This is a genomic window from Peiella sedimenti, from assembly GCF_030504955.1.
Classification (GTDB): domain Bacteria; phylum Pseudomonadota; class Alphaproteobacteria; order Caulobacterales; family Caulobacteraceae; genus Brevundimonas; species Brevundimonas sedimenti.
In genome coordinates this window covers 76,974-96,319 of the sequence record NZ_JAUKTR010000001.1, presented here as the reverse complement: position 1 = coordinate 96,319, position 19,346 = coordinate 76,974, and the positions used below count along the sequence as shown (strand labels likewise).

Below are 19,346 nucleotides of genomic sequence, written 5' to 3'. Positions count from 1 at the left end.
TTAGCATAGCGGAAACCGTGGCGGGGTGGTTCCGAACCCAAAGCGGACGATCCGGACTCAAAAACACCGTCCGATGCGTCCGATGCGTCCGATCCGTCCGGTTCAAAGACGTGACGCCTGAGGCCCGGAGGCGCTGAGTCTAAGGGCGTTATGGAAGGGGTGGGTAAGCCGTTTCTAGACCTGCTGAGGAACCACCCCCACCCCTGACCCGTCCCCGATCAGGGGGGATGGGTTGAGGAACGCCTCCACCGTCTCGACCGCCTCGGCCAGGCCCATGCGCAGCGGCTCCACCCCCTCGGGCAGGGCGGCGAACAGGCGCGTGGGCGCCGCCGCATCCAAAAGGACGAAGACGCCCCGGTCGTCGGCCCGGCGGATCAGCCGTCCGAAGGCCTGGGCGATGCGCCCCCGCGCCAGGGCGTCGTCATAGCTGCGCCCCCCGAAGCGCTCGCGCCGGGCCTTGTGCAACAAATCGGGACGGGGCCAGGGCACCCGGTCGAAGCAGAGCAACCGCAGGGCCCGGCCCGGCACATCGACCCCGTCCCTGACCGCATCTGTGCCCAGCAGGCAGGAGTCCTCCTCGGCCCGGAAGATGTCGACCAGGGCGCCCACCTCCAGCGGATCCACGTGCTGGGCGTAGAGGGGCAGGCCCGCCTGGGCCAGCTTGGGTCCCAGCAGTTCGTACACCGCCCGCAGGCGGCGCACGGCGGTGAACAGGCCCAGCGCTCCGCCGCCCGCGGCCATGAACAGCTCGCGCATGGCCGCCGCGATCTGGCGCGGGTCGTCGCGCACCAGGTCGTTGACGACGATGACGCGCGCGTTGGCGGCATAGTCGAAGGGACTGGCCAGGCGGATCTCGCGCGGCGGCTCGATCAGCCGGGCCGAGCCGGTCCGGGCGCGGGCCAGGCCGAAGGCGTCCTCGGCCGCCGGATCGCTGAGGGTGGCCGAAGCCACCAGGACGCCATGCGCGGGCTGGATCACGGCGGCCTCCAGCGGCACGGTCGGATCGATCCAGTGGCGGCGCAGGGCCGCGTCGGCCACCCGCCCGAAGGCCATGTCCGCCGACAGCCAGTCCACGAAGTCCGGGCTCTGTTCCTCGTCCGGCTGATCCAGCGCCGCCAGCATCTGACGCCAGGCCGGCAGGGTCATGCGCGCGCGCCGCTCCAGGCCCCTCAGCGCCCCTTCAATGCGGGCGCGCGAGGCGGGCTCCAGCTCGTCCGCCTCGTCGTCGAGTACGTCCTCAAGACCGCGCGCCAGGGCCAGCAGGGGGGCCTCGACCGCAGCGATGGCCTGGGCGGCCTCGCGGGCCGTGGCGATCAGCTCGCCGGTGGCGGGACGGGCCTCGCACTCCATGCCGAACTCGGTGGAGACGGCGCCGGCGCGGGCGCGCAACTGCTCCAGAGCGGCGGCCAGAAAGCGCTCCACCGGCCCCATGGGCGAGGCCTCGCCCGAGGGCGGCGCGATGCGGCCGGACCAGCCTTCGCCCGGCAGGGCCGCAGCGGCGCGGACGGCGTCGGACAGGGCCTGACGCGCCGCCTCATGCTCGGCGACCATTTCGCCGAGGCGCTGCTCCAGCCCCCGGCCCCGGCGGCCGCGCCCCTCGGGTCCGCGCACCCAGCGGCGCAGCTCGGCCGCCTCCTGCCCGGACAGGGCGGCGGAGAAGGCGCTGTCGGCGGCGTCGAACAGGTGATGGCCCTCGTCGAAGACGATGCGCTTCAGCAGGGCGGTCTCGGCGTCGGCCTCGCGGCCCCGGGCGCGGCGGGCGCCGTCCAGCGCCGCCTGGGTCATGACCAGGGCGTGGTTGGCCACCACCAGGTCGGCGCGGCGCGAGGCCCGCACGGTGCGCTCGATGAAGCAGGTGCGATAGTGCGGACAGGCCGCGTGCACGCACTCGCCGCGCCGGTCCACCAGGTTGGCGGGGCCGGCTTGCGCCCCCGCCCCCACCGCAAACAGACCCGGCAGCCAGCCGGGGAAGTCGCCGCCCGTCATGTCGCCGTCGCGGCTGTAGAGCGCCCAGCGCGCGGCCAGGGCCACCCCGACCGCATCGGCGTTCCCCAGGGCCGAGGCCTGGACCATGTCCTGCAGATTGAGCAGGCACAGGTAGTTCTCGCGCCCCTTGCGCACCACGGCCTTGCTCTTGCGCTCTACCGGGTCGGGCCAGACCGCGTGGGCCTCGCGGTCGATCTGGCGTTGCAGGGCCCGCGTGTAGGTGGAGACCCAGACCGCTCCCTTGTTGCGCTCGGCCCAGACGGAGGCGGGCGCGAGGTAACCCATGGTCTTGCCGGTGCCGGTGCCCGCCTCGGCCAGCAGCACGCGCGGCTGATCCTTCTGGTCGCGGGGCGCGAAGACGTAGGCGGTCTGGGCGGCGAAGTCGGACTGGCTGGGCCGGGCCTCGTCCAGCCCAGCGTTCTGGAGCAGCTTCTCCAGCCGGATGCGGACGGACTCAGAATCCACCGGGCGCGAGCCGGGATCGCCGGTCGGGGCTTCGTCTTCCCACTCGGGCAGGCGGGTCCAGACGTCGAGGCCGGCGCCGCGATACTTGCGCTCACGCACCGGCTGGCTGTTGAGCGCCGCCAGCACGTGCGGCGCCCAGCCCCAATGGGCGCGCTCCAGCGTCAGCGCGTGGGTGACGGCGGTTTCACGGTCGGGATAGGCAGGATCGGCCAGCTCGGCGAGCAGGTCGAAGGCCGCCTCGCGCAGGGCCCTGGCCTGGTCCTCGACGCTGACCGGCGCGGCCTTGCCCAGCGCCAGGCTGAGACCCACCGGTGAAGGCGCGCAGAAGCGGGCGGGCCGCACAAAGGCGAACAGCTCCAGCGCGTCCAACCGGTCGGGCGATCTCGGCGGCGGCTCCAGCCCCAGGCGGCGGGCGGTCAGGCTGGCGTGGCAGAGCAGGACCGGCCCATGGTCGAACAGCTCGGCCGCCGCGCCCCGCCCCACGCGCCGCGCCCCCGCCTCGTCAGCCACGGCCCCAGCGCCCGGCGGGCAGGCGAGCGCAGGCGGCAGCTTCGTCCGCTCCTGTCGCGCGTTGTCGATTACATCCCCGGCCACGACGCCGCACTAGACCAGATCAGGGTGAAACGGAACGGGAACATGCTAAGAGGCGACGAGATGTCCGGCCTCCCCCCGCCATTTTCCGACTGGTTCGCCGCGCGCGGCTGGGCGCCCCGTCGGCATCAGCTGGAGATGATCGCGGCGGCGCAAGGCGGCGAGCACGCCCTGCTGATCGCGCCGACCGGCGGCGGCAAGACCCTGGCCGGATTTCTGCCCAGCCTGATCGGCCTGTCGCGCACGCCGGCGGACCAGCGGCCCCAGGGGGTGCACACCCTCTATCTGTCGCCGCTGAAGGCCCTGTCGGTCGACGTGGCGCGCAACCTGACCACGCCGGCTTTCGAGATGGGGCTGGACGTCCGCATCGAGACCCGCACCGGCGACACCGGCCAGGCCAAGCGCCAGCGGCAGAAGGTGCTGCCGCCCGAAATCCTGCTCACCACGCCCGAACAGCTGGCCCTGTTCTGCGCCTGGGAGGGGGCCAGGGCCTGGTTCCAGGCGCTGGACACGGTGGTTATCGACGAGGTGCACGCCCTGTGGCACGGCAAGCGCGGCGACCTTCTGGCGCTGGGCCTGGCGCGGCTGCAGGCGTTCCGGCCCAATCTGCGTCGCGTGGGCCTGTCGGCGACGGTGGATGACCCGGGCAAGATCGCGGCCTGGCTGTCCCCCGGCGGCGCGCCGGTGCGGCGCATCCAGGGCGATCCCGGCACGCCCGCCCAGATCGACATCCTGATGAGCGGCGGGCGCGTGCCCTGGGCCGGGCACACGGCCGAGCACGCCATGGAGGAGGTCTATGAGGCCATCCGCCGCTCGCGCCTGACCCTCGTGTTCGTCAACACGCGCTGGCAGGCCGAGTTCGCCTTCCAGAGGCTGTGGGCGCTGAACGAGGACGACCTACCCATCGCCCTGCACCACGGCTCGCTGGCCGCCGAGCAGCGCCGCAAGGTGGAGGCGGCCATGGCGCGGGGGGCCTTAAGGGCCGTGGTCTGCACCTCGACCCTGGATCTGGGCATCGACTGGGGCGACGTGGACCTGGTCATCCAGCTGGCGGCGCCCAAGGGGGCCTCGCGCCTGACCCAGCGCATCGGACGGGCCAACCACCGGCTGGACGAGCCGTCGCGGGCCCTCCTGGTCCCCGCCAACCGCTTCGAGATGCTGGAGTGTCAGGCGGCGCGCGAGGCGGCGCTGGAGGGCAGCTACGACCAGGAGCCCATGCGCACCGGCACGCTGGACACCCTGGCCCAGCACATCATGGGCGTGGCCTGCGGCGAGCCCTTCGAGATGGAGGCCCTGCACCGCGAGGTGACCAGCGCCGAACCCTATCGCGACCTCAGCTACGAACAGTTCGAGGAGGTGGCTGATCTGGTCGCCACGGGCGGCTACGCCCTTCGCACCTACGACCGCTTCGCCCGCATCGTGAAGGGCCGCGACGGCCGATGGAAGGCGCGCAACGCCATGATCGCCCAGCGCCACCGCATGAATGTCGGCGCCATCGTTGGGGCGGGCACGCTGAACATCCGCCAGGCCATCGGCCGCAAGGGCCGACTGTCGGGCGGGCGCAAGGTGGGCGAGGCCGAGGAGTGGTACTTCGAGCAGCTGAGCGAGGGCGACACCTTCATCTTCGCCGGCCAGGTGTGGCGCTTCCTCGGCATCAGCGGCACGGACGTGTTCGTGACCCCGGCCCCCCATTCCGAGCCCAAGATTCCCTCCTGGGGCGGATCGAAGTTCCCGCTGGCCACCTCGCTGGCCGAGCGGGTGCGCGGCATGATCCAGGACCGCGAGCACTGGGCCGTGCTGCCCGAAGACGTGCGCGAGTGGCTGGAGCTGCAGGAGCGCAAGAGCCACATTCCCGACGCCGAGGAGATGCTGGTCGAGACCTTCCCGCGCGGCAGCCGCTGGTTCCTGATGGCCTATCCCTTCGAGGGGCGGCTGGCGCACACGACGCTGGCCATGCTGCTGACGCGCCGGCTGGACCGGATGGGCGTGGGGCCGCTGGGCTTCGTGGTGTCCGACTACGGCCTGTCCATCTGGACGGTGGAGCCGACCGACAGTCTCGACCTGGATGAACTGTTCGACCAGGACATGCTGGGCGACGACCTGGACGCCTGGATGGACGAGAGCTTCCTGATGAAGCGGGCCTTCCGCAACTGCGCCCTGGTCTCGGGGCTGATCGAGCGGCGCGTCCCCGGCGGCGAAAAGACCGGGCGGCAGGTGACCTTCTCGACCGACCTGATCTACGACGTGCTGCGGCGGCATCAGCCCGATCACCTGCTGCTGCGCTGCGCTCGCGCCGACGCGGCGGGCGGCATGCTGGACGTGGGGCGCCTGTCCGACATGCTGGCCCGCATCCGGGGCCGCATCGCCCACACCCGGCTTGAGCGGCCCAGCGCCTTTTCCGTGCCGCTATTGACCCAGATAGGCCGCGAGCGCGTCGGCGGCTCGGCCCAGGACCTGATCCTGGAGCGGCAGGCCGAGGCCATTCTGATCGCCGAGGCCGAAGCATGAACGCCCAGCTTGTCCGCCGCAGCCCCTGCCAGGGTCTGGCCATGCGCCTGATGGGCGAGGCCGCGGTGCTGCGGTGTTCCGGCGCGCTGTGGCTGCCTGAACTGGGCGTGCTGGCGGTGGCGGACCTGCATCTGGAGAAGGGCTCGGCCTTCGCGGTCAGGGGCCAGATGCTGCCGCCCTACGACACGCGCGCCACGCTGGCCCGGCTGGAGGCCGAGGTCGCCGACCTGACCCCCCGCCAGGTGGTCTTCATGGGCGACACCTTCCACGACGGCGACGGCGCCGGGCGGCTGGCCGGCGACGACCGCGCGCGGCTGGAAACGATGGCGGGCAGGGTCGACCTGGTGTGGATCGCCGGCAACCACGACCGCGAGGGCGCGCAAGGTCTGCCCGGCCGCACGGTAGCCGAGATCGGCGCCGGCGCGATCACCCTGGTGCACGAGCCCACCCTCGGCGAAGCGCCGGGTCAGGCGGCGGGCCACCTGCACCCCTGCGCCCGGGTGGCGGCGCACGGACGCTCGGTCCGGGCGCGCTGTTTCCTGACCGACGGCGAGCGGCTGATCCTGCCGGCCTTCGGCGCCTATACGGGCGGGCTGAATGTGCGCGACGAGGCGTATGCCGGCCTGTTCCGGCAGACGCCTTGGGCGGGAATGATCGGCCGCGACCGCGTCCACGCCGTGGCCTGGGGCAAGCTGCTGCCCGAAGGGGCGGATCAGTTCCGGCGGAAGAAGCGCGAGGCCAGCAAGCCTGTCAGCATGGCGATGAGAACCGCCAGGACGCCGTAGGTCCAGGGCCGCTGGTGAGCGAAGGTGTAGAGGGCGCGCTCGACGCCCACCTTGCGCACCACCAGGCTGCGCGTGCGCACCGAGACGGGCTCGCCGTCCTGGAACAGCCAGACCTGGGCCTCGTAGCGGCCCGTGGGCGCGGAGGACGGCAGCGTCACCTCGGCCCGGAACAGGCCCCGGTCCACGAAGCGGACGCCGCCCGGGTCCTCGGCGTAGAGGCCCGCCTCGGTCTTCAGTCCGATGACGGCGCGGCGCCAGTCCAGATACTCGTCGCCGAGGCGGCTGACGACCACGTCGCGCACGCCGTACTGGGTCACCACCCGCCGCTCGGCCGGCGCCTCGATGCGCAGATGATCGACACCCAGGGTCAGGCGGCGCCGCGTTGTGAAGCCGGTTATGTCGCCCAGAGGCCGGGTCGAGGCGGCCATGTAGAAGCCGGGCGCGCCCTCGAACACCACGGGCCGACTGTTCAGCCACAGCCCCGCCACGCGATGCTTGCGCACCAGACGGATGGGCTGGGGCGGGCCGGTGACCACGACCACCACGTCCGTGGGCCGTCCGGTGGGATTGAAGACGGCTCCGTAGAGCACCATGCGCGCCCCGGCATAGGTGGAGTCCACCTCGACCTCGGTCTGGGTCAGGTCCGCCGCGATGGTGGGCGTGGGGCGCGCTTCGGCGGCGGCCACGGCTTCGGAGAGCGGGGCCTCAGGGATCGGCGCGGGCGCCTCGATGGCGGGGGGCGGGGGCGGCAGCTGGATCATCAGCCGGCCCCCGGCGCGAGGGCGAACGGGTTCTCGGGCCGCACGAACAGGGTCAGGCCCATATAGACGCCGACCATCAGCACGATCAGGGCGAGGATGGCCCTCAACTCATCGGCGCGGATGCGGGTCGAGGCCCGCGCGCCATACTGGGCGCCGACGACGCCGCCGAACAGCAGCAGGCCAGACAGAACCACGTCCACGGTCTGGTTGCGGCCCGCCTGAAGAATGGTCGTGGCCGCGGTGGTGACGATGATCTGAAACAGGCTGGTGCCCACCACGACGGCGGCCCGCATGCGCAGGACGTAGAGCATGGCCGGCACCAGGATGAAGCCGCCGCCGACGCCCATGATGGCCGACAGAATGCCGGCGAAGACGCCGAGGCCAAGCGGCGGAATGGCGCTGACATAGAGGCCCGAACGCGGAAACCGCATGCGCCAGGGCAGGCCGTACAGCCACATGGGGCGGCGGCGGGCGGGGCGGGCCTGAGGCAGGCCGCTGCGGCGGCGCAGGATGGCCGTCAGGCTTTCGCGCAGCATCAGGGCGCCGATGACGCCCAGGAACAGCAGGTAGGAGACCGCTACGACCAGATCGGCCTGGCCCAGAAGGCGCATCCAGCGGAACAGCTCCACGCCGACGAAGGCGCCCAGGGCGCCGCCCACCGCCATGACCCCTCCCATGCGGTAATCGACCGCCTTCTGACGGCTGTAAGCCATGACGCTTGAAGTGGAGGAGGCCACCACATGGCTGGCCTGGCTGGATACGGCGACCGCCGGTGGAATGCCCAGAAACACCAGGATCGGCGCCATCAGAAAGCCGCCGCCGATGCCGAACAGGCCCGAAATGAAGCCCACCGCCGCGCCCAGAAGGACGAGCAGCGGCGCGTTCACGGACACCTCCGCGATCGGCAGATAGATATCCACTGCGGCTCAGGACCTCCGGCGGGACGGGCGACGCGGCAAGGTCGCGCGCTTCGCCAGTTCAAGGCAAGCCTTGGACACGAAAACGCCCCCGGAAGTCGGACTTCCGGGGGCGTCTCTAGAGGGGCTGCCCAGACTAGTTGAACAGGCCCGCGATCACGGCGGTGATCAGACCACCCGCGATGGCCGCCAGAACCACGTCATCGCCCGAACGGACGTAGTGGTAGCCGCGCGGCGGCGCGCGCAGGCCGTAGCGGTGATAGTCGTTCACCACATAGGCGCGGCCGGCGTAGGCCGAGGGCAGGCGCTGGCCATAGCTCCAGTGGCGGGTCTGATAGCCGCGCGGCGGGGCGTAACGGCCGGCGTAGTAGCGGCGCTCGGCGCGCTGATATCGGGCGTAGGCGCGGTCGGCCTGACGTTCGGCCCGGTCGGCGCGGCGCTCCATCCGATCCTCGCGGCGCTCTTCGCGGCGGTCGCGGCGATCATCACGGCGATCGTCCCTGCGATCGTCCCAACGGTCGTCCCGGCGGTCGTAGCGCGAATCGTGGCGGCTATCCTGGGCGTAAGCCCCACGGTACTGGGCCGCTTCGGTCGCCGAGGCGGCGCCGAACGAACCGGCGAGGACCAGGGCGGCCACGCTGGTGGTGAGAAGCTTCTTCATAACGGGTACTCCAAGCCGAAGAATTCCGGCGTTGGAGTCACAATGCGCCCCTGGGATTGAGCCTGATCTGAACGGGGCGGCTCGCTCCCGTTCATCCCCGCGCCTTGAAAGGGCCTTACGCCCGCGCCGGTTCAGCCCTGGGCGACGCCGGCGGGCGCCAGGCTGGCCGCCGAGCTTTCGGCGGCGGCGCGCTGGGCGGGGCTGAGGCGTCCCCCCACGCGCTCGGCGCCGGCCTCGGCCTCCACGTCGCCGCTGGCGGCGGCGACCGTGTACCACTTGTAGGCGTCGATCAGATTGGGCGCGACGCCGGCGGCGCCCTCCTCGAGCAGGCGGCCGAGATTGTACTGGCTGTCAGCCAGTCCAGCCTGGGCGGCGCGAGCGAACCAGCGGGCGGCCGCCGCCTGATCCACCGGACCACCCACCCCGTCGTAGAGATAGAGGGCCAGGTTGTGCATGGCGCGCGGCTCTCCGCCCTCGGCGGCGCGCTGAGTCCATAGCCGGGCCTCGGCGCGGTCGACCGGCAGGCCCGCCTCGCCCTCTTCGTAGAGACGCGCCAGTTGCAGCTGCGCGCCGGGATGGCCGAGATTGGCGGCCTGTCGCAGAAGGGCGAGGCCGTCTTCGGCGCCCTCCTCCAGCCGAGCCTGAGCCTGTTCGAACAGGGTCGCCGCCTCGGTGGGCACGGCCCGTTCCGGCAGGGGCGTCACCGCCGAGGCGGCCAGCAGCATCTCTCCCGAGGGCGTCTGCACCGCCGCATCGCCGCCGTCCAGCAGACCACGCACCGCCTCGATGGCGCGCGGGCCCCCGAAATAGGCGCTGACCAGACCCACCGCCGTTACAGACGCCAGCAGAGCCGTCTTCACCGTGGCCGACTCGCGCCGGGCCTGGGCTTCCAGACGCTGCTGCAGGCGCGACTTGCCCCCCATGCGCAGACCGAAGCCTCCGCCGGAGCTGGGCTTGTCGTCTTCCGACTGCATGGCCGCTCGGGCGGCCTGCACGGCGTCGCGGGCGCTACGCGGCGGCTGGGCCACGAACTCGGTTTCGGCCGAGAAGGTGTCCAGGCCCTCGTCCAGCGGCTCGTCGAGCGGCTCGTCGAGCGGCTGGGACAGGCGGGCCGACGGCGCGGCCTCGGCCAGCGGCGCCGAAATAGGGTCGAACGAGGTCTGGGGTGCAAAGACGATGGGCTCGGGCTCGTCGCTCGGCCGCTGCGCGAAGCCGCCCAGGAACGGCTCAAGCGCGGGCTCAGCGAAGGGCTCGGTCGCAAGCCCAGGCGCCGAGGCGGACGCGTCCGGCGCGAAGGCGAAGGGCTCTTCAGCCAGATCCGCGGCGAACGGATCTTCGGCCGGCGCCGGCGACTCCTGCGGCTCGGCCAGGCCCTCGCTTGCGAAGACGTCCGTTTCGGGCGGCGCGTCCTGGATGTTCAGGGTCGGGAACGGCGCCAGGCCGGGCTCCATCCAGTCGGCGGAGGCCGCGGCCTGGGCCCTGGCGCCCTGCTGGCGCTCGATGGTCTCGCGGGCCTCGGCCAGCAGGCGCGCGGTGCGCTCCTCGGACTGGCGCATGCGCTCGGCCAGATCGCCGGCGGCGCGGTCGTAGCGCTCGTCGATCTTCTCCGACATGCGGGCGAAGCGGTCGCCCAGCTGTTCAATGGCCTCGGCCGAGCGGCGCTCGCCCTGGGCGATGCGTTCGGACAGGCGCTCCGAAATGCGGCCGATCTCGCCGCCCAGCTTTTCCAGGGCCGAGGCGTGCAGGTCGTCCGCGCGGCGCAGGCGCTGCTCGATGGCGTCGGCCATGCGCGCCATGTCGGCGCCCACGGCCTGGGTGACGGCGGCGGCGCCCTTGTCTTGGGCGGCCTCGGCCGCGGCCAGGCGGCGGTCCAGATTCTCGGCGATGCGCAGAACCTCCTTGCCCATAGCTTCCACCGCCGCGGCGGATCTACGCTCGGCCGCCGAGACATGCCCGGCCAGATCGCCCAGGGCCCGCTCGATCTTGTCGACCCGCCCCTCGGCGGACGCGGCGTCGAAACGGCGCAGCATCTCGCCGCGGGATTCCTCGACGCGACGGGTCAGGGTCTCGGCCAGCTTTTCGAACTGCATGGCCTCGCGGCTGAGGCCCGGCTGGCTTTCGGCGGCGCGCAGGCGCCGGTCGATCTCGGCGAAGGACGCCTGCAGCGCCCGCAGGCTCTCCTGGGTGCGGCCCTGGGCCTCCTCCATGCGCTGGGTGGCGCGAGCCACCGCCTCGTGCGCGGCGCCCCCGCCGTGACGCTCGATCAGGTCCATGCGCTGGCGCAGCTCGGAGCTCTCGTCGCGGCGTCGGGCTTCGGCCTCGTAGAACTGGCCGGCCAGCTTGCCCACGGCGCCCTCCAGCCCGCGGATGGCCTCCATATGGCGAGGGCCGGTCTCCTCTTCGAAGCGGCGGTGGCGGCGGGCGGCGTCGCGCAGGTCGCCGGACAGATCATCGACGCGGGCGGACTGGTCGCCGACGGCGCGCTCGGCCGCCTCGACGCGGCGCAGCAGGCCCGCGACCGCCTGGTCGACGCCGCTGATGGCCAGCTGGCTGTTGCGCTCGGCGCCCTCGATGCGCTGCGATAGAGCGTCGATGGCGGCCAGCACCCCGCCCAGGTCGTCGGCGTCGAAGCGGCGCGGACCGCCATGATAGGCGTCATCGATGCGGCGCACGCGCCCTCTCCGGTCAAAGGCGGGCTGGGCCTGGGCGCGGCGCGGCAGGGGCGTGACCCCGTCCTCGTCCTCGCCTTCCATGATCATCTGGTTGAGCCACTCGCCCAGGGTCATGCCCGAGCGGCGCGCAAGGTCCTTGGCGACCTCGCGGGCCTTGGGTTCAATTCCCTTGACGCTCCAGGGCGCGCCCGCGCTCATCGATTCGCTCCCAGCCGATGCAGGGGACGGTAAACGTCCATCTTTGGGGTGTAAACGCGTCGTTAACCCCAAGATATGGCGCCGGGGCCGCCTTCCTGTGGACGAGTTGGGGGATTGGCGCGGAAACGGCGGGTGCTTGCCCGCGCGGGCGCCGCACGGCAAGGAGAGCCATGTCCCTGCCCATGACCCTGGCGCTTCTGTTCGGCTCGGCCGCCCTATCCGTTTTCGCCGGGTGGAGGGGTTCGCGTCCCGCCGATCTGACGCGGGGGCCGCGCATGGCGCCCTGGCGCCTGATCATGCTGCTGTCGGCGGCCGTGGCGATCCTGGCCCTGGTGCACCTGTTCAATCTGGCGGGGATCAGGACGGGACCGCCCACGCCCTACTGAGGGCGGTCCCGGAACCTCGCGCCCGGCTCCTGGGTTCAACCCGCTTCCCCCCGCAACGCTGGAGCCCGCCATGAGCAAGGACCTGACCCCCGAGGAAGCCAAGGACGTCTTCTGGGAGACCCTGAAGGACCACCGCACGGTGATGATGGGCTCGGACTCCACGCGGCACATGCAGCCGATGACCGGATTCGGCGAGCGCGATGAGGGCGTCATCTACTTCTACACCCGTGACGACACCGACCTGGCAAAGAGCCTTGAGACCGGCGGCGAGGCCATGATCTGTCTGATGTCCAAGGACGAGAAGGTGCATGCCTGCATCGCCGGGCGCGCGGGCCTGACGCGCGACCGGGAGGCCATCGACGAGAACTGGAATTACTTCGTCAGCGCCTGGTTTCCCGACGGCAAGGACGACCCGGCCCTGACGCTGATCCGCTTTGAGCCCGCCGACGGCAAGGTGTGGGTGCAGAACGGCGGCGCCGTGCGCTTCCTCTTCGAGACGACCAAGGCGAATCTGACGGGCGAATTCCCGAACGAAGGCGACGTGGTGAACGTGCGCTTCTGACGGCATCCGGCGCGACGGGCCGCCCGCGCGCCGATTCCCTTGGATGAGGGCGCTTGGCCCGCCGATTCCATGCGTTCATCGCGGCGGATGCGGAATCCGTTCGACAGAGGGTGAGCGCCGAGGGAATCTGCGGCCCTCTGAAGAGGGGAGACCTGATGATGCGCGCCCGCCTGCTCGCCGCCGCGACCGCCCTGGTGTTCACGGCCGGTTGCGCCCACGCCCAGACGGCGAACGCGCCCGATGCGCTGGAGATCGCCGCGGCCGAGCGCGCCTTCGCCGCCGATCATCCGTCCATGGGCACGGCCGGATCGTTCCTGAAGTGGGCCGAGCCCACCGCCATCATGTTCGCGGGCGGGCGCCCCGCCCCCGTGACGGAGGTCTTCGCCGACGCGGGCCCGCGCGACCCGAACGAGCCCAGCCTGTTCTGGTGGCCCAACTGGGTCGGCATCGCCATGAGCGGCGACCTGGGCATCTCCACCGGCGGGGTCGAGGTGGGCGGCCGGCGCGCCTTCCACTACTTCACCGTCTGGCGCCGTCAGGCCGACGGCGGCTGGAAGTGGGTCTATGACGGGGGCGCCGGCGCCAATGCGGCGGACGTGCCTGGCCCCGACACCCAACCGCAGGTGCTGCCGACCGCCACGGTCGGCTCCGCCTCGCCCGAAGCCGCCATGGCCGAGGTTCGCGCCGCCGAACAACGGCTGGCCGAGGCGGCGGCGGTCGATCAGCGCGCGGCCCATCTGTCGGTCCTGGCCGAGGACGGCCGCGTCTATGTGGCCCCGCTGCCGCCGGTGATCGGCGCCGCGGCCTATGCCGAAGGGCTGCGCGGCTGGCCCGAGACCTTCCGCTTCGGCGAGGTGCTGGGCGGCGGCGCTTCAAATGCGGGCGACCTGGTGTGGACCTACGCCCAGGCGGACTGGACCCGCGAGGGTCAGGCGCGCTCGGGCCATTACGTCCACGTCTGGCAGAAGCGCCCCGAGGGCTGGAAGCTGGTCTTCGCCCAGATCGTGCCGAACCCTCCGCCCCAGGCCCAGCCGCCGGCCAACAGCTGAACGCTCAGCCGATCCGCGCGGCGATGTTGCGGATCAGGGGAGCGTCCGCCGCCCAAGGCGCCGTGAACTCGCGCGCCTTGATCCGCGCCGCCTGGCCCAGACGTTCGCGCAGCGCGTGATCTTCGGTCAGACGCCGTATGGCCCGAGCTGCGGCATCGACGTGCGGATCGGCCCAGAACAGATCGCCGCGGTAACGCCCCGAGGCGTCCTCGACCGGGATCAGGTCATAGCTCACCGGCGCGCCGCAGGTGTCGTCGATGTACTCGCCCGTGGCGGACCAGCCCGTGGCCACGGCGGGTCTGCCCATAGCCATGGCCTCAGCTGGCACCAGGCCGAAGCCTTCGGAGCGATGCAGCGAGACCACGAAATCAACCGAGGCCAGCAGGCGCCACATGCGCGCCCGGTTCAGGGGACGCGTCGAAAGCACGATGTCGGGCCGCTGAGCCGCGAGCTCGCGCAAGTCGCGCGCCGAGGCCGGGTCCACATCAATCTGGACGGCCCGCACCAGTAGCCGCGCATTCTGCGCGGGCTCGGGAAAGGCCCGGCGCCACGCCTCGATGGCGGCCCACGGGTTCTTCCGCGCGAAGGACGAGCGCCCGTCGAAAGACGTCAGGGCGTAGCAGACGCCGTCCTCCAGACCGAAGCCCTCCCGGTCCGGACCGATGTCGGGCGCCTCCACCGGATGGGGCATGACGCGCAGTCGGGCGCCCAGTTCCGTTTCGCCTGCGCGATCGAAGGCGGCCTGCAGCGAGTCGGCGACGAACCGGCTGGGGGTCCAGATTTCATGCATCCAGCGCGCGGGCCGCACCCAATGGGCGGGCGCCTCGGGGGTCTCCCAGGCCCAGTAGCCGATGCGGTAGCGCGTCGACCACATCCTGGGAGGGTGGACCATCAGGGCGATCTCGGTCTCGGGGGCATTGGCATGGATGATCCAGACCCCGCCGGGCCTCGCTTCAACCGCGGGGCGGTGCAGGTCCAGCAGGCGCCTGAAGGCCGGCCGCAGCTGGACGCGCCTCGGGTTCAGTCCCGCCGCCCCGAGCGCATCGGCGGTGAGGTCTCCAGCGCGCCCGATGCCCAACACCTCGCCGAAGAAACCGCTGACCACCAGCGGGCCTCTTATGTCGCCTCCGGGAGGGGGCGCCTTGCAGCGCGCAAGACCTCGCAGACCGCTCAGGACTGAGAGGCCGCCCTCGATGAGAGGGATGCGATACTTCAGCGGCAGGCGCCGCAGCGGCGACATAGGTTATGTTTCCTCAGCCGTGGGCGCCTGTATTCGCGCCTGTATCCGCTCCGGTCGCCGCCCGAAGTTCATCCCTAAGCGCAAGCACGCGATCCGCCAACTCAGGACGGCAGACCAGAAGGTCAGGCATCCAGGGATCGGCCTGATTATAGACAAGTTCCGCTCCGTCCGCGCGCGAGGCGTGAAAGCCGTGTGCGATGGCCACGGCGGCGGGTGCACAGCTGTCCCATTCGTACTGGCCGCCCGAATGCAGATAGATGTCGGCCTTGCCCTGAAGCACCGCCATAGCCTTGGCGCCCGCTGACCCCATGGGCACCAGCTCGGCGCCCAAGGCCTCGGCCACCGCCATGGCTTCGGGCGCGGGGCGGGTGCGGCTGACCAGCATGCGCAAGGGACGGCCCGTCTGTGAGGCGGCAGCGCCGTCGGCGTTCGTCCAGACCACGCCCTGATCTGGGAGGGCGACGACGCCCACGACTGGCCTGCCATCGACGGTCAGGGCCACATGCACGGCCCAGTCGTCGCGGCCCTCGCCGTACTCGCGCGTGCCGTCCAGAGGGTCGATGATCCAGACGCGGGATCGGCCAAGCCGGATGGGATTGTCGCGCGTCTCTTCGCAGAGAAGGCCGTCGGTCGGGCAGGCCGCGGCGATCGCGGCCATCAGCCAGGCGTCGGCGGCGGCGTCGGCGGCCTGACCCAGGGCCTTGCCCTCCAGATCGCCACGCGACCTCAGCTCGACCAGCAGGCGGCCCGCGCCCTCCGCCAGCCGGCGGGCCAAGGCGATGTCTTGCTCGGTGTGACTCATGCGCCGGCTCCGGTGAACAGCTTCCAGCCCTGATAGGCGCAAAGGCAGAGGACTAGCAGGCCCACAGCCCAGGTCAGGTGACGGGCCGGCAGAATCCTGGTGATCCATCCTGCCAGCGGCGCCGCGGCGACGCCTCCCACGATCAGACCGCCCACGGCCCAGACATGATCGGCCAGCCCGGCCGCGTCTCGCCAGTGGCCCGTCAGCAGGGCGGTGATGAAGGCCGTCGAGACGGCCACGGCCACGAAGAACTCGGCGGTGTTCGAGGTGCCCACGGCTTGGCGCGGCGGCACGCCGAAGGCCAGCAGGGACGAGGTGACGGTCGGGCCCCAGCCGCCGCCGCCGATGGCGTCAAGAAAGCCTCCTGCGAAGCCGAGGGGCGCGGGCGCCCGCCAGTTCGCCGTGCGCGGCGGCGAGCTACGCCAGGCGCGATACAGAATGAACAGGCCCATCAGGCCCAGCCAGGCCACCACAAAGGGGCGCACCACCGCCGCCGGAAGTCCGGTAAGTACATAGGCTCCGACCACGCCGCCGACGACGCCGCCCAAGATCAGCGGGATCAGCAGCCTTTTCGACACATTACCGTGCATGCGATGCGACAGGGCCGAGGCCGCGCCGGTGAAGACCTTCGAGGCATGCACGCTGGCCGAAACATTCGCCGGGGGTACGCCAAGCGAGACGAGGCAGCTAGCCGAGACGACCCCGTAGGCCATACCCAGGGCGCCGTCGACGAGCTGGGCCAGAAAGCCCACCGCCAGAAAAAGCCAGAAGTCGGGCATCGCTGAGGTTCCCTGCCCGCATCATGCCCTGAAGAGCCCGGCCTCCGCCAGCCGCTCGACAATGGCGGCGGCGGCTCGCTCGGCGGAGACCTGATCGGCGTGGATGTGCATTTCTGGCTGTTCCGGCGCCTCGTAGGGGCTGTCGATGCCGGTGAAGTTGGCCAGACGGCCCGCCCGCGCCTTCTTGTAGAGCCCCTTCACATCGCGAGCCTCGGCCACCTCAAGCGGCGTGTCCACGAAGACCTCGAAGAAGCGGCCCTCGTCGAAAAGGGTTCGGGCCATGCGCCGCTCGGCACGGAAGGGCGAGATGAAGGACACCAGCACGATCAGGCCCGCGTCGGACATCAGACGCGCCACCTCGGCCACGCGGCGGACGTTCTCGACGCGGTCGGCCTCGGTGAACCCCAGATCCTTGTTCAGCCCGTGGCGGACGTTGTCGCCGTCGAGCAGATAGGTATGACGGCCCAGGCTGTGGAGTCGCTTCTCCACCAGGTTGGCGATAGTCGACTTGCCCGCCCCCGACAGGCCGGTGAACCACAGGCAGGCGGGTTTTTGCTGCTTCAAGCCGGCGCGCGCGGAGGCGTCCACGGCCAGGGCCTGCCAGTGGACGTTCTGAGACCGGCGCAGGGCGAAATGGATCACGCCAGCGCCCACCGTGGCGTTGCTGATGCGGTCGATGATGATGAAGGCGCCGAGGTCCGGCGTCTCGGCATAGGGTGCGAAGGGCACGGGCCGCGAGAAGGCCAGGTTGCAGCGGCCGATCTCATTCAACTCCAGCACCTTGGCGGCCATTTCATCGAGCGTGTTCACGTCGATGCGGTGCTTAATTTCGGTCACCTGGGCCGGAACCGTGGCTGCGCCCATTTTCACCAGATACGAACGGCCCGGCAGCAAAGCCTCGTCCGCCATCCAGACAATATCCGCCTCGAACTGAGCGGCGGCCTCGGCCGGCGCGTCTGCGGCGCAAAGCACATCGCCGCGGCTGATGTCGATCTCATCGGCCAGGGTCAGGGTCACTGACTGGCCGGCGCGGGCCTCGTCCAGATCACCGTCGAAGGTGACGATGCGCGTCACCGTTGAGGTCCGGCCCGAGGGCGTGACGCGCACGGCGTCGCCAGGCCGTACTGTGCCTTGCGCGATCAGGCCGGAATAGCCGCGGAAGTCCAGGTTCGGGCGGTTGACCCACTGCACCGGCATGCGCAGCGGCCCGGACGCGGCCTCGTTGGCCACCTCCACCGTCTCCAGATGCTGCATCAGGGTCGGGCCATCATACCATGGGGTATGGTCGCTTTGGCGCGTGATGTTGTCGCCCTTCAAGGCCGACATGGGGATGGCCTGCACCTCCTTGATGCCGAGGCGAGCGGCGAAGGCTCTGTATTCGGCCACGATGCGGTCGAACTCGTCCCTGGACCAGCCGATCAGGTCCATCTTATTGACCGCCAGCACCACGCGGCGCACGCCCACCAGCCGCACCAGATAGCTGTGCCGCCGCGTCTGGGTCAGAACGCCCTTGCGCGCATCGACCAGGACCACCGCCAGGTCGGCGGTGGAGGCGCCGGTCACCATGTTACGGGTGTACTGCTCGTGGCCGGGCGTATCCGCTACGATGAACTTGCGCCGCTCGGTATGGAAGAAGCGATAGGCGACGTCGATCGTAATGCCCTGCTCGCGTTCTGCGGCGAGGCCGTCGACCAGCAGCGCCAAGTCGAGATTTTCCTCCTCCGTACCCGCCTTGGCGTCCTTGCGCAGCCCAGACACCTGATCGTCGAGGATCAACTGGCTGTCGTAAAGCAGACGCCCGATCAGGGTCGACTTGCCGTCGTCCACCGAGCCGCAGGTGATGAAGCGCAGCAGCGTCTTGTGCTGATGCCGGTCGAGATAGGCCTCGATGTCCTGCGCGAGCAGGCGGTCGTCGGAAGGCATCAGAAATAGCCCTCCTGTTTCTTCTTCTCCATGGAGGCGGCCTGGTCATGGTCGATCAGGCGGCCCTGACGCTCGGAGGTGCGGGCCAGCAGCATCTCCTGGATCACCTCGGGCAGGGTCGCCGCCCGGCTCTCGATGGCGCCTGACAGCGGATAGCAGCCAAGGGTGCGGAAGCGCACACTGCGCATGACCGGCTGTTCTCCGGGATGCAGGCGCATGCGCTCGTCGTCGACCATGATGAGGGTGCCCGAGCGATCCACCACGGGGCGTTCGGCCGCCAGATAGAGGGGCACGATGGGAACGTCGTGCAGGTAGATGTATTGCCAGATATCCAGCTCGGTCCAGTTGGACAGGGGGAAGACGCGGACGCTCTCGCCCGGGCCGATGCGGCCATTGTAGAGTCTCCAGAGTTCGGGCCGCTGGTTCTTGGGATCCCAGCGGTGCCCGGCCGAACGGAAGGAGAAGATGCGCTCCTTGGCCCGGCTCTTCTCCTCGTCGCGGCGTGCGCCGCCGAAGGCCGCGTCGAAGCCATACTTGTCCAGCGCCTGCTTCAGGCCTTGCGTCTTCCAGATGTCGGTGTGAACCGCCGAGCCGTGGTCAAAGGGGTTGATGCCGTGCGCCTGGGCCTCGGGATTAATGTGGACCAGCAGGTCCATGCCGTAGCGGCGCGCCATGCGCTCGCGCATTTCGTACATGTCCTGGAACTTCCAGGTGGTGTCCACGTGCAACAGCGGAAACGGCGGCCTCGAGGGATAAAAGGCCTTGGCCGCGAGATGCAGCATCACGGCCGAATCCTTGCCGATGGAGTACAGCATGACGGGCCGCTCGAACTGGGCGGCGACCTCGCGCATGATGTGGATGCTTTCGGCCTCCAGGCGCTGGAGGTGCGTCAGTCCCCGGCGCGTCTCCGGGGCGATCGGGCGGTCAATGGTCAAGGCTCGTCCCTGTGCGCGCGCGGCCTCTCACCGCGCAACGGACGCCTAGCAGCCGCACCGGACGGGGTCCACAGCAACGCGTCCATCGGTGAAGCGCGCGCCGCCGTCGCAAAGCTATGCTAGCCG

At 70.9% G+C, this 19,346-nt stretch carries 15 protein-coding genes; 5 read left to right on the top strand and 10 right to left on the bottom strand.

Annotated features, from left to right (window positions below; genetic code table 11):
* Nucleotides 1-174 precede the first annotated feature (174 nt).
* Nucleotides 175-3,045, bottom strand: coding sequence for an ATP-dependent DNA helicase (locus tag Q0812_RS00500; RefSeq protein ID WP_425281532.1), 2,871 nt, complete (start codon nucleotides 3,043-3,045; stop codon nucleotides 175-177).
* A gap of 60 nt (nucleotides 3,046-3,105) precedes the next feature.
* Between Q0812_RS00500 and Q0812_RS00495 the strand changes: the two genes are divergently transcribed.
* The gene (locus Q0812_RS00495; RefSeq protein WP_302108334.1) at nucleotides 3,106-5,550 is read left to right on the top strand and encodes a ligase-associated DNA damage response DEXH box helicase; all 2,445 of its coding nucleotides are present in this window, start codon (nucleotides 3,106-3,108) and stop codon (nucleotides 5,548-5,550) included.
* Nucleotides 5,547-6,335, top strand: coding sequence for a ligase-associated DNA damage response endonuclease PdeM (gene pdeM, locus Q0812_RS00490; protein ID WP_302108333.1), 789 nt, complete (start codon nucleotides 5,547-5,549; stop codon nucleotides 6,333-6,335). The genes Q0812_RS00495 and pdeM overlap by 4 nt, the downstream gene beginning before the upstream one ends.
* On the opposite strand, the gene Q0812_RS00485 is transcribed toward pdeM, so the two are convergent.
* The 4 genes from Q0812_RS00485 to Q0812_RS00470 form a co-directional block, all read right to left on the bottom strand.
* Nucleotides 6,263-7,096 (bottom strand): TIGR02186 family protein, encoded by an 834-nt coding sequence (locus Q0812_RS00485; protein ID WP_302108332.1) that lies wholly within the window; start codon nucleotides 7,094-7,096, stop codon nucleotides 6,263-6,265. The two genes, pdeM and Q0812_RS00485, sit on opposite strands and share 73 nt — an antisense overlap.
* A complete protein-coding gene (locus Q0812_RS00480; RefSeq protein ID WP_302108331.1) occupies nucleotides 7,096-8,016 on the bottom strand; it encodes a sulfite exporter TauE/SafE family protein in 921 nt (306 codons plus the stop codon). The genes Q0812_RS00485 and Q0812_RS00480 overlap by 1 nt, the downstream gene beginning before the upstream one ends.
* 133 nt (nucleotides 8,017-8,149) lie before the next feature.
* Nucleotides 8,150-8,674: an RcnB family protein gene (locus tag Q0812_RS00475; protein ID WP_302108330.1), complete on the bottom strand. Its 525-nt coding sequence runs from the start codon at nucleotides 8,672-8,674 to the stop codon at nucleotides 8,150-8,152.
* A 131-nt stretch (nucleotides 8,675-8,805) separates the two neighbouring features.
* On the bottom strand, nucleotides 8,806-11,544 hold the full coding sequence (locus tag Q0812_RS00470; RefSeq protein ID WP_302108329.1) for a hypothetical protein: 2,739 nt from the start codon (nucleotides 11,542-11,544) through the stop codon (nucleotides 8,806-8,808).
* A 170-nt stretch (nucleotides 11,545-11,714) separates the two neighbouring features.
* On the opposite strand from Q0812_RS00470, the gene Q0812_RS00465 reads away from it, so the two are divergent.
* The 3 genes from Q0812_RS00465 to Q0812_RS00455 all read left to right on the top strand — a co-directional run bounded on the left by Q0812_RS00465 (nucleotide 11,715) and on the right by Q0812_RS00455 (nucleotide 13,541).
* Nucleotides 11,715-11,930 (top strand): hypothetical protein, encoded by a 216-nt coding sequence (locus Q0812_RS00465; RefSeq protein WP_302108328.1) that lies wholly within the window; start codon nucleotides 11,715-11,717, stop codon nucleotides 11,928-11,930.
* Between the two features lie 70 nt (nucleotides 11,931-12,000).
* Nucleotides 12,001-12,492 carry a pyridoxamine 5'-phosphate oxidase family protein gene (locus tag Q0812_RS00460; protein ID WP_302108327.1) on the top strand — a complete coding sequence of 164 codons (492 nt, stop codon included), beginning with the start codon at nucleotides 12,001-12,003 and terminating at the stop codon, nucleotides 12,490-12,492.
* 155 nt (nucleotides 12,493-12,647) lie between these two features.
* Nucleotides 12,648-13,541, top strand: coding sequence for a YybH family protein (locus Q0812_RS00455; protein ID WP_302108326.1), 894 nt, complete (start codon nucleotides 12,648-12,650; stop codon nucleotides 13,539-13,541).
* A 4-nt stretch (nucleotides 13,542-13,545) separates the two neighbouring features.
* On the opposite strand, the gene Q0812_RS00450 is transcribed toward Q0812_RS00455, so the two are convergent.
* The 5 genes from Q0812_RS00450 to cysD are packed head-to-tail and all read right to left on the bottom strand — an operon-like array spanning nucleotide 13,546 to nucleotide 19,220.
* Nucleotides 13,546-14,781: a glycosyltransferase family 4 protein gene (locus Q0812_RS00450; RefSeq protein WP_302108325.1), complete on the bottom strand. Its 1,236-nt coding sequence runs from the start codon at nucleotides 14,779-14,781 to the stop codon at nucleotides 13,546-13,548.
* A gap of 13 nt (nucleotides 14,782-14,794) precedes the next feature.
* Nucleotides 14,795-15,583 (bottom strand): 3'(2'),5'-bisphosphate nucleotidase CysQ, encoded by a 789-nt coding sequence (locus tag Q0812_RS00445; protein ID WP_302108324.1) that lies wholly within the window; start codon nucleotides 15,581-15,583, stop codon nucleotides 14,795-14,797.
* On the bottom strand, nucleotides 15,580-16,362 hold the full coding sequence (locus Q0812_RS00440) for a sulfite exporter TauE/SafE family protein (RefSeq protein WP_302108323.1): 783 nt from the start codon (nucleotides 16,360-16,362) through the stop codon (nucleotides 15,580-15,582). Before Q0812_RS00440 ends, Q0812_RS00445 begins: the two co-directional genes overlap by 4 nt.
* Before the next feature lie 21 nt (nucleotides 16,363-16,383).
* Nucleotides 16,384-18,285, bottom strand: coding sequence for a sulfate adenylyltransferase subunit CysN (gene cysN / locus Q0812_RS00435; RefSeq protein WP_302108322.1), 1,902 nt, complete (start codon nucleotides 18,283-18,285; stop codon nucleotides 16,384-16,386).
* Entirely contained in the window at nucleotides 18,285-19,220 is a 936-nt protein-coding gene (gene cysD, locus Q0812_RS00430; RefSeq protein ID WP_302108321.1) for a sulfate adenylyltransferase subunit CysD, read from the bottom strand. Before cysD ends, cysN begins: the two co-directional genes overlap by 1 nt.
* Nucleotides 19,221-19,346: the final 126 nt, after the last annotated feature.

Bases quoted from the DNA above. Each gene is read 5' to 3' on its own strand.
- Q0812_RS00450 (WP_302108325.1), bottom strand. From the start codon at position 14,781: ATGTCGCCGCTGCGGCGCCTGCCGCTGAAGTATCGCATCCCTCTCATC.
- pdeM (WP_302108333.1), top strand. From the start codon at position 5,547: ATGAACGCCCAGCTTGTCCGCCGCAGCCCCTGCCAGGGTCTGGCCATG.
- Q0812_RS00475 (WP_302108330.1), bottom strand. From the start codon at position 8,674: ATGAAGAAGCTTCTCACCACCAGCGTGGCCGCCCTGGTCCTCGCCGGT.
- Q0812_RS00460 (WP_302108327.1), top strand. From the start codon at position 12,001: ATGAGCAAGGACCTGACCCCCGAGGAAGCCAAGGACGTCTTCTGGGAG.
- Q0812_RS00445 (WP_302108324.1), bottom strand. From the start codon at position 15,583: ATGAGTCACACCGAGCAAGACATCGCCTTGGCCCGCCGGCTGGCGGAG.
- Q0812_RS00465 (WP_302108328.1), top strand. From the start codon at position 11,715: ATGTCCCTGCCCATGACCCTGGCGCTTCTGTTCGGCTCGGCCGCCCTA.
- Q0812_RS00495 (WP_302108334.1), top strand. From the start codon at position 3,106: ATGTCCGGCCTCCCCCCGCCATTTTCCGACTGGTTCGCCGCGCGCGGC.
- Q0812_RS00455 (WP_302108326.1), top strand. From the start codon at position 12,648: ATGATGCGCGCCCGCCTGCTCGCCGCCGCGACCGCCCTGGTGTTCACG.
- Q0812_RS00470 (WP_302108329.1), bottom strand. From the start codon at position 11,544: ATGAGCGCGGGCGCGCCCTGGAGCGTCAAGGGAATTGAACCCAAGGCC.
- Q0812_RS00440 (WP_302108323.1), bottom strand. From the start codon at position 16,362: ATGCCCGACTTCTGGCTTTTTCTGGCGGTGGGCTTTCTGGCCCAGCTC.
- Q0812_RS00485 (WP_302108332.1), bottom strand. From the start codon at position 7,096: ATGATCCAGCTGCCGCCCCCGCCCCCCGCCATCGAGGCGCCCGCGCCG.
- cysN (WP_302108322.1), bottom strand. From the start codon at position 18,285: ATGCCTTCCGACGACCGCCTGCTCGCGCAGGACATCGAGGCCTATCTC.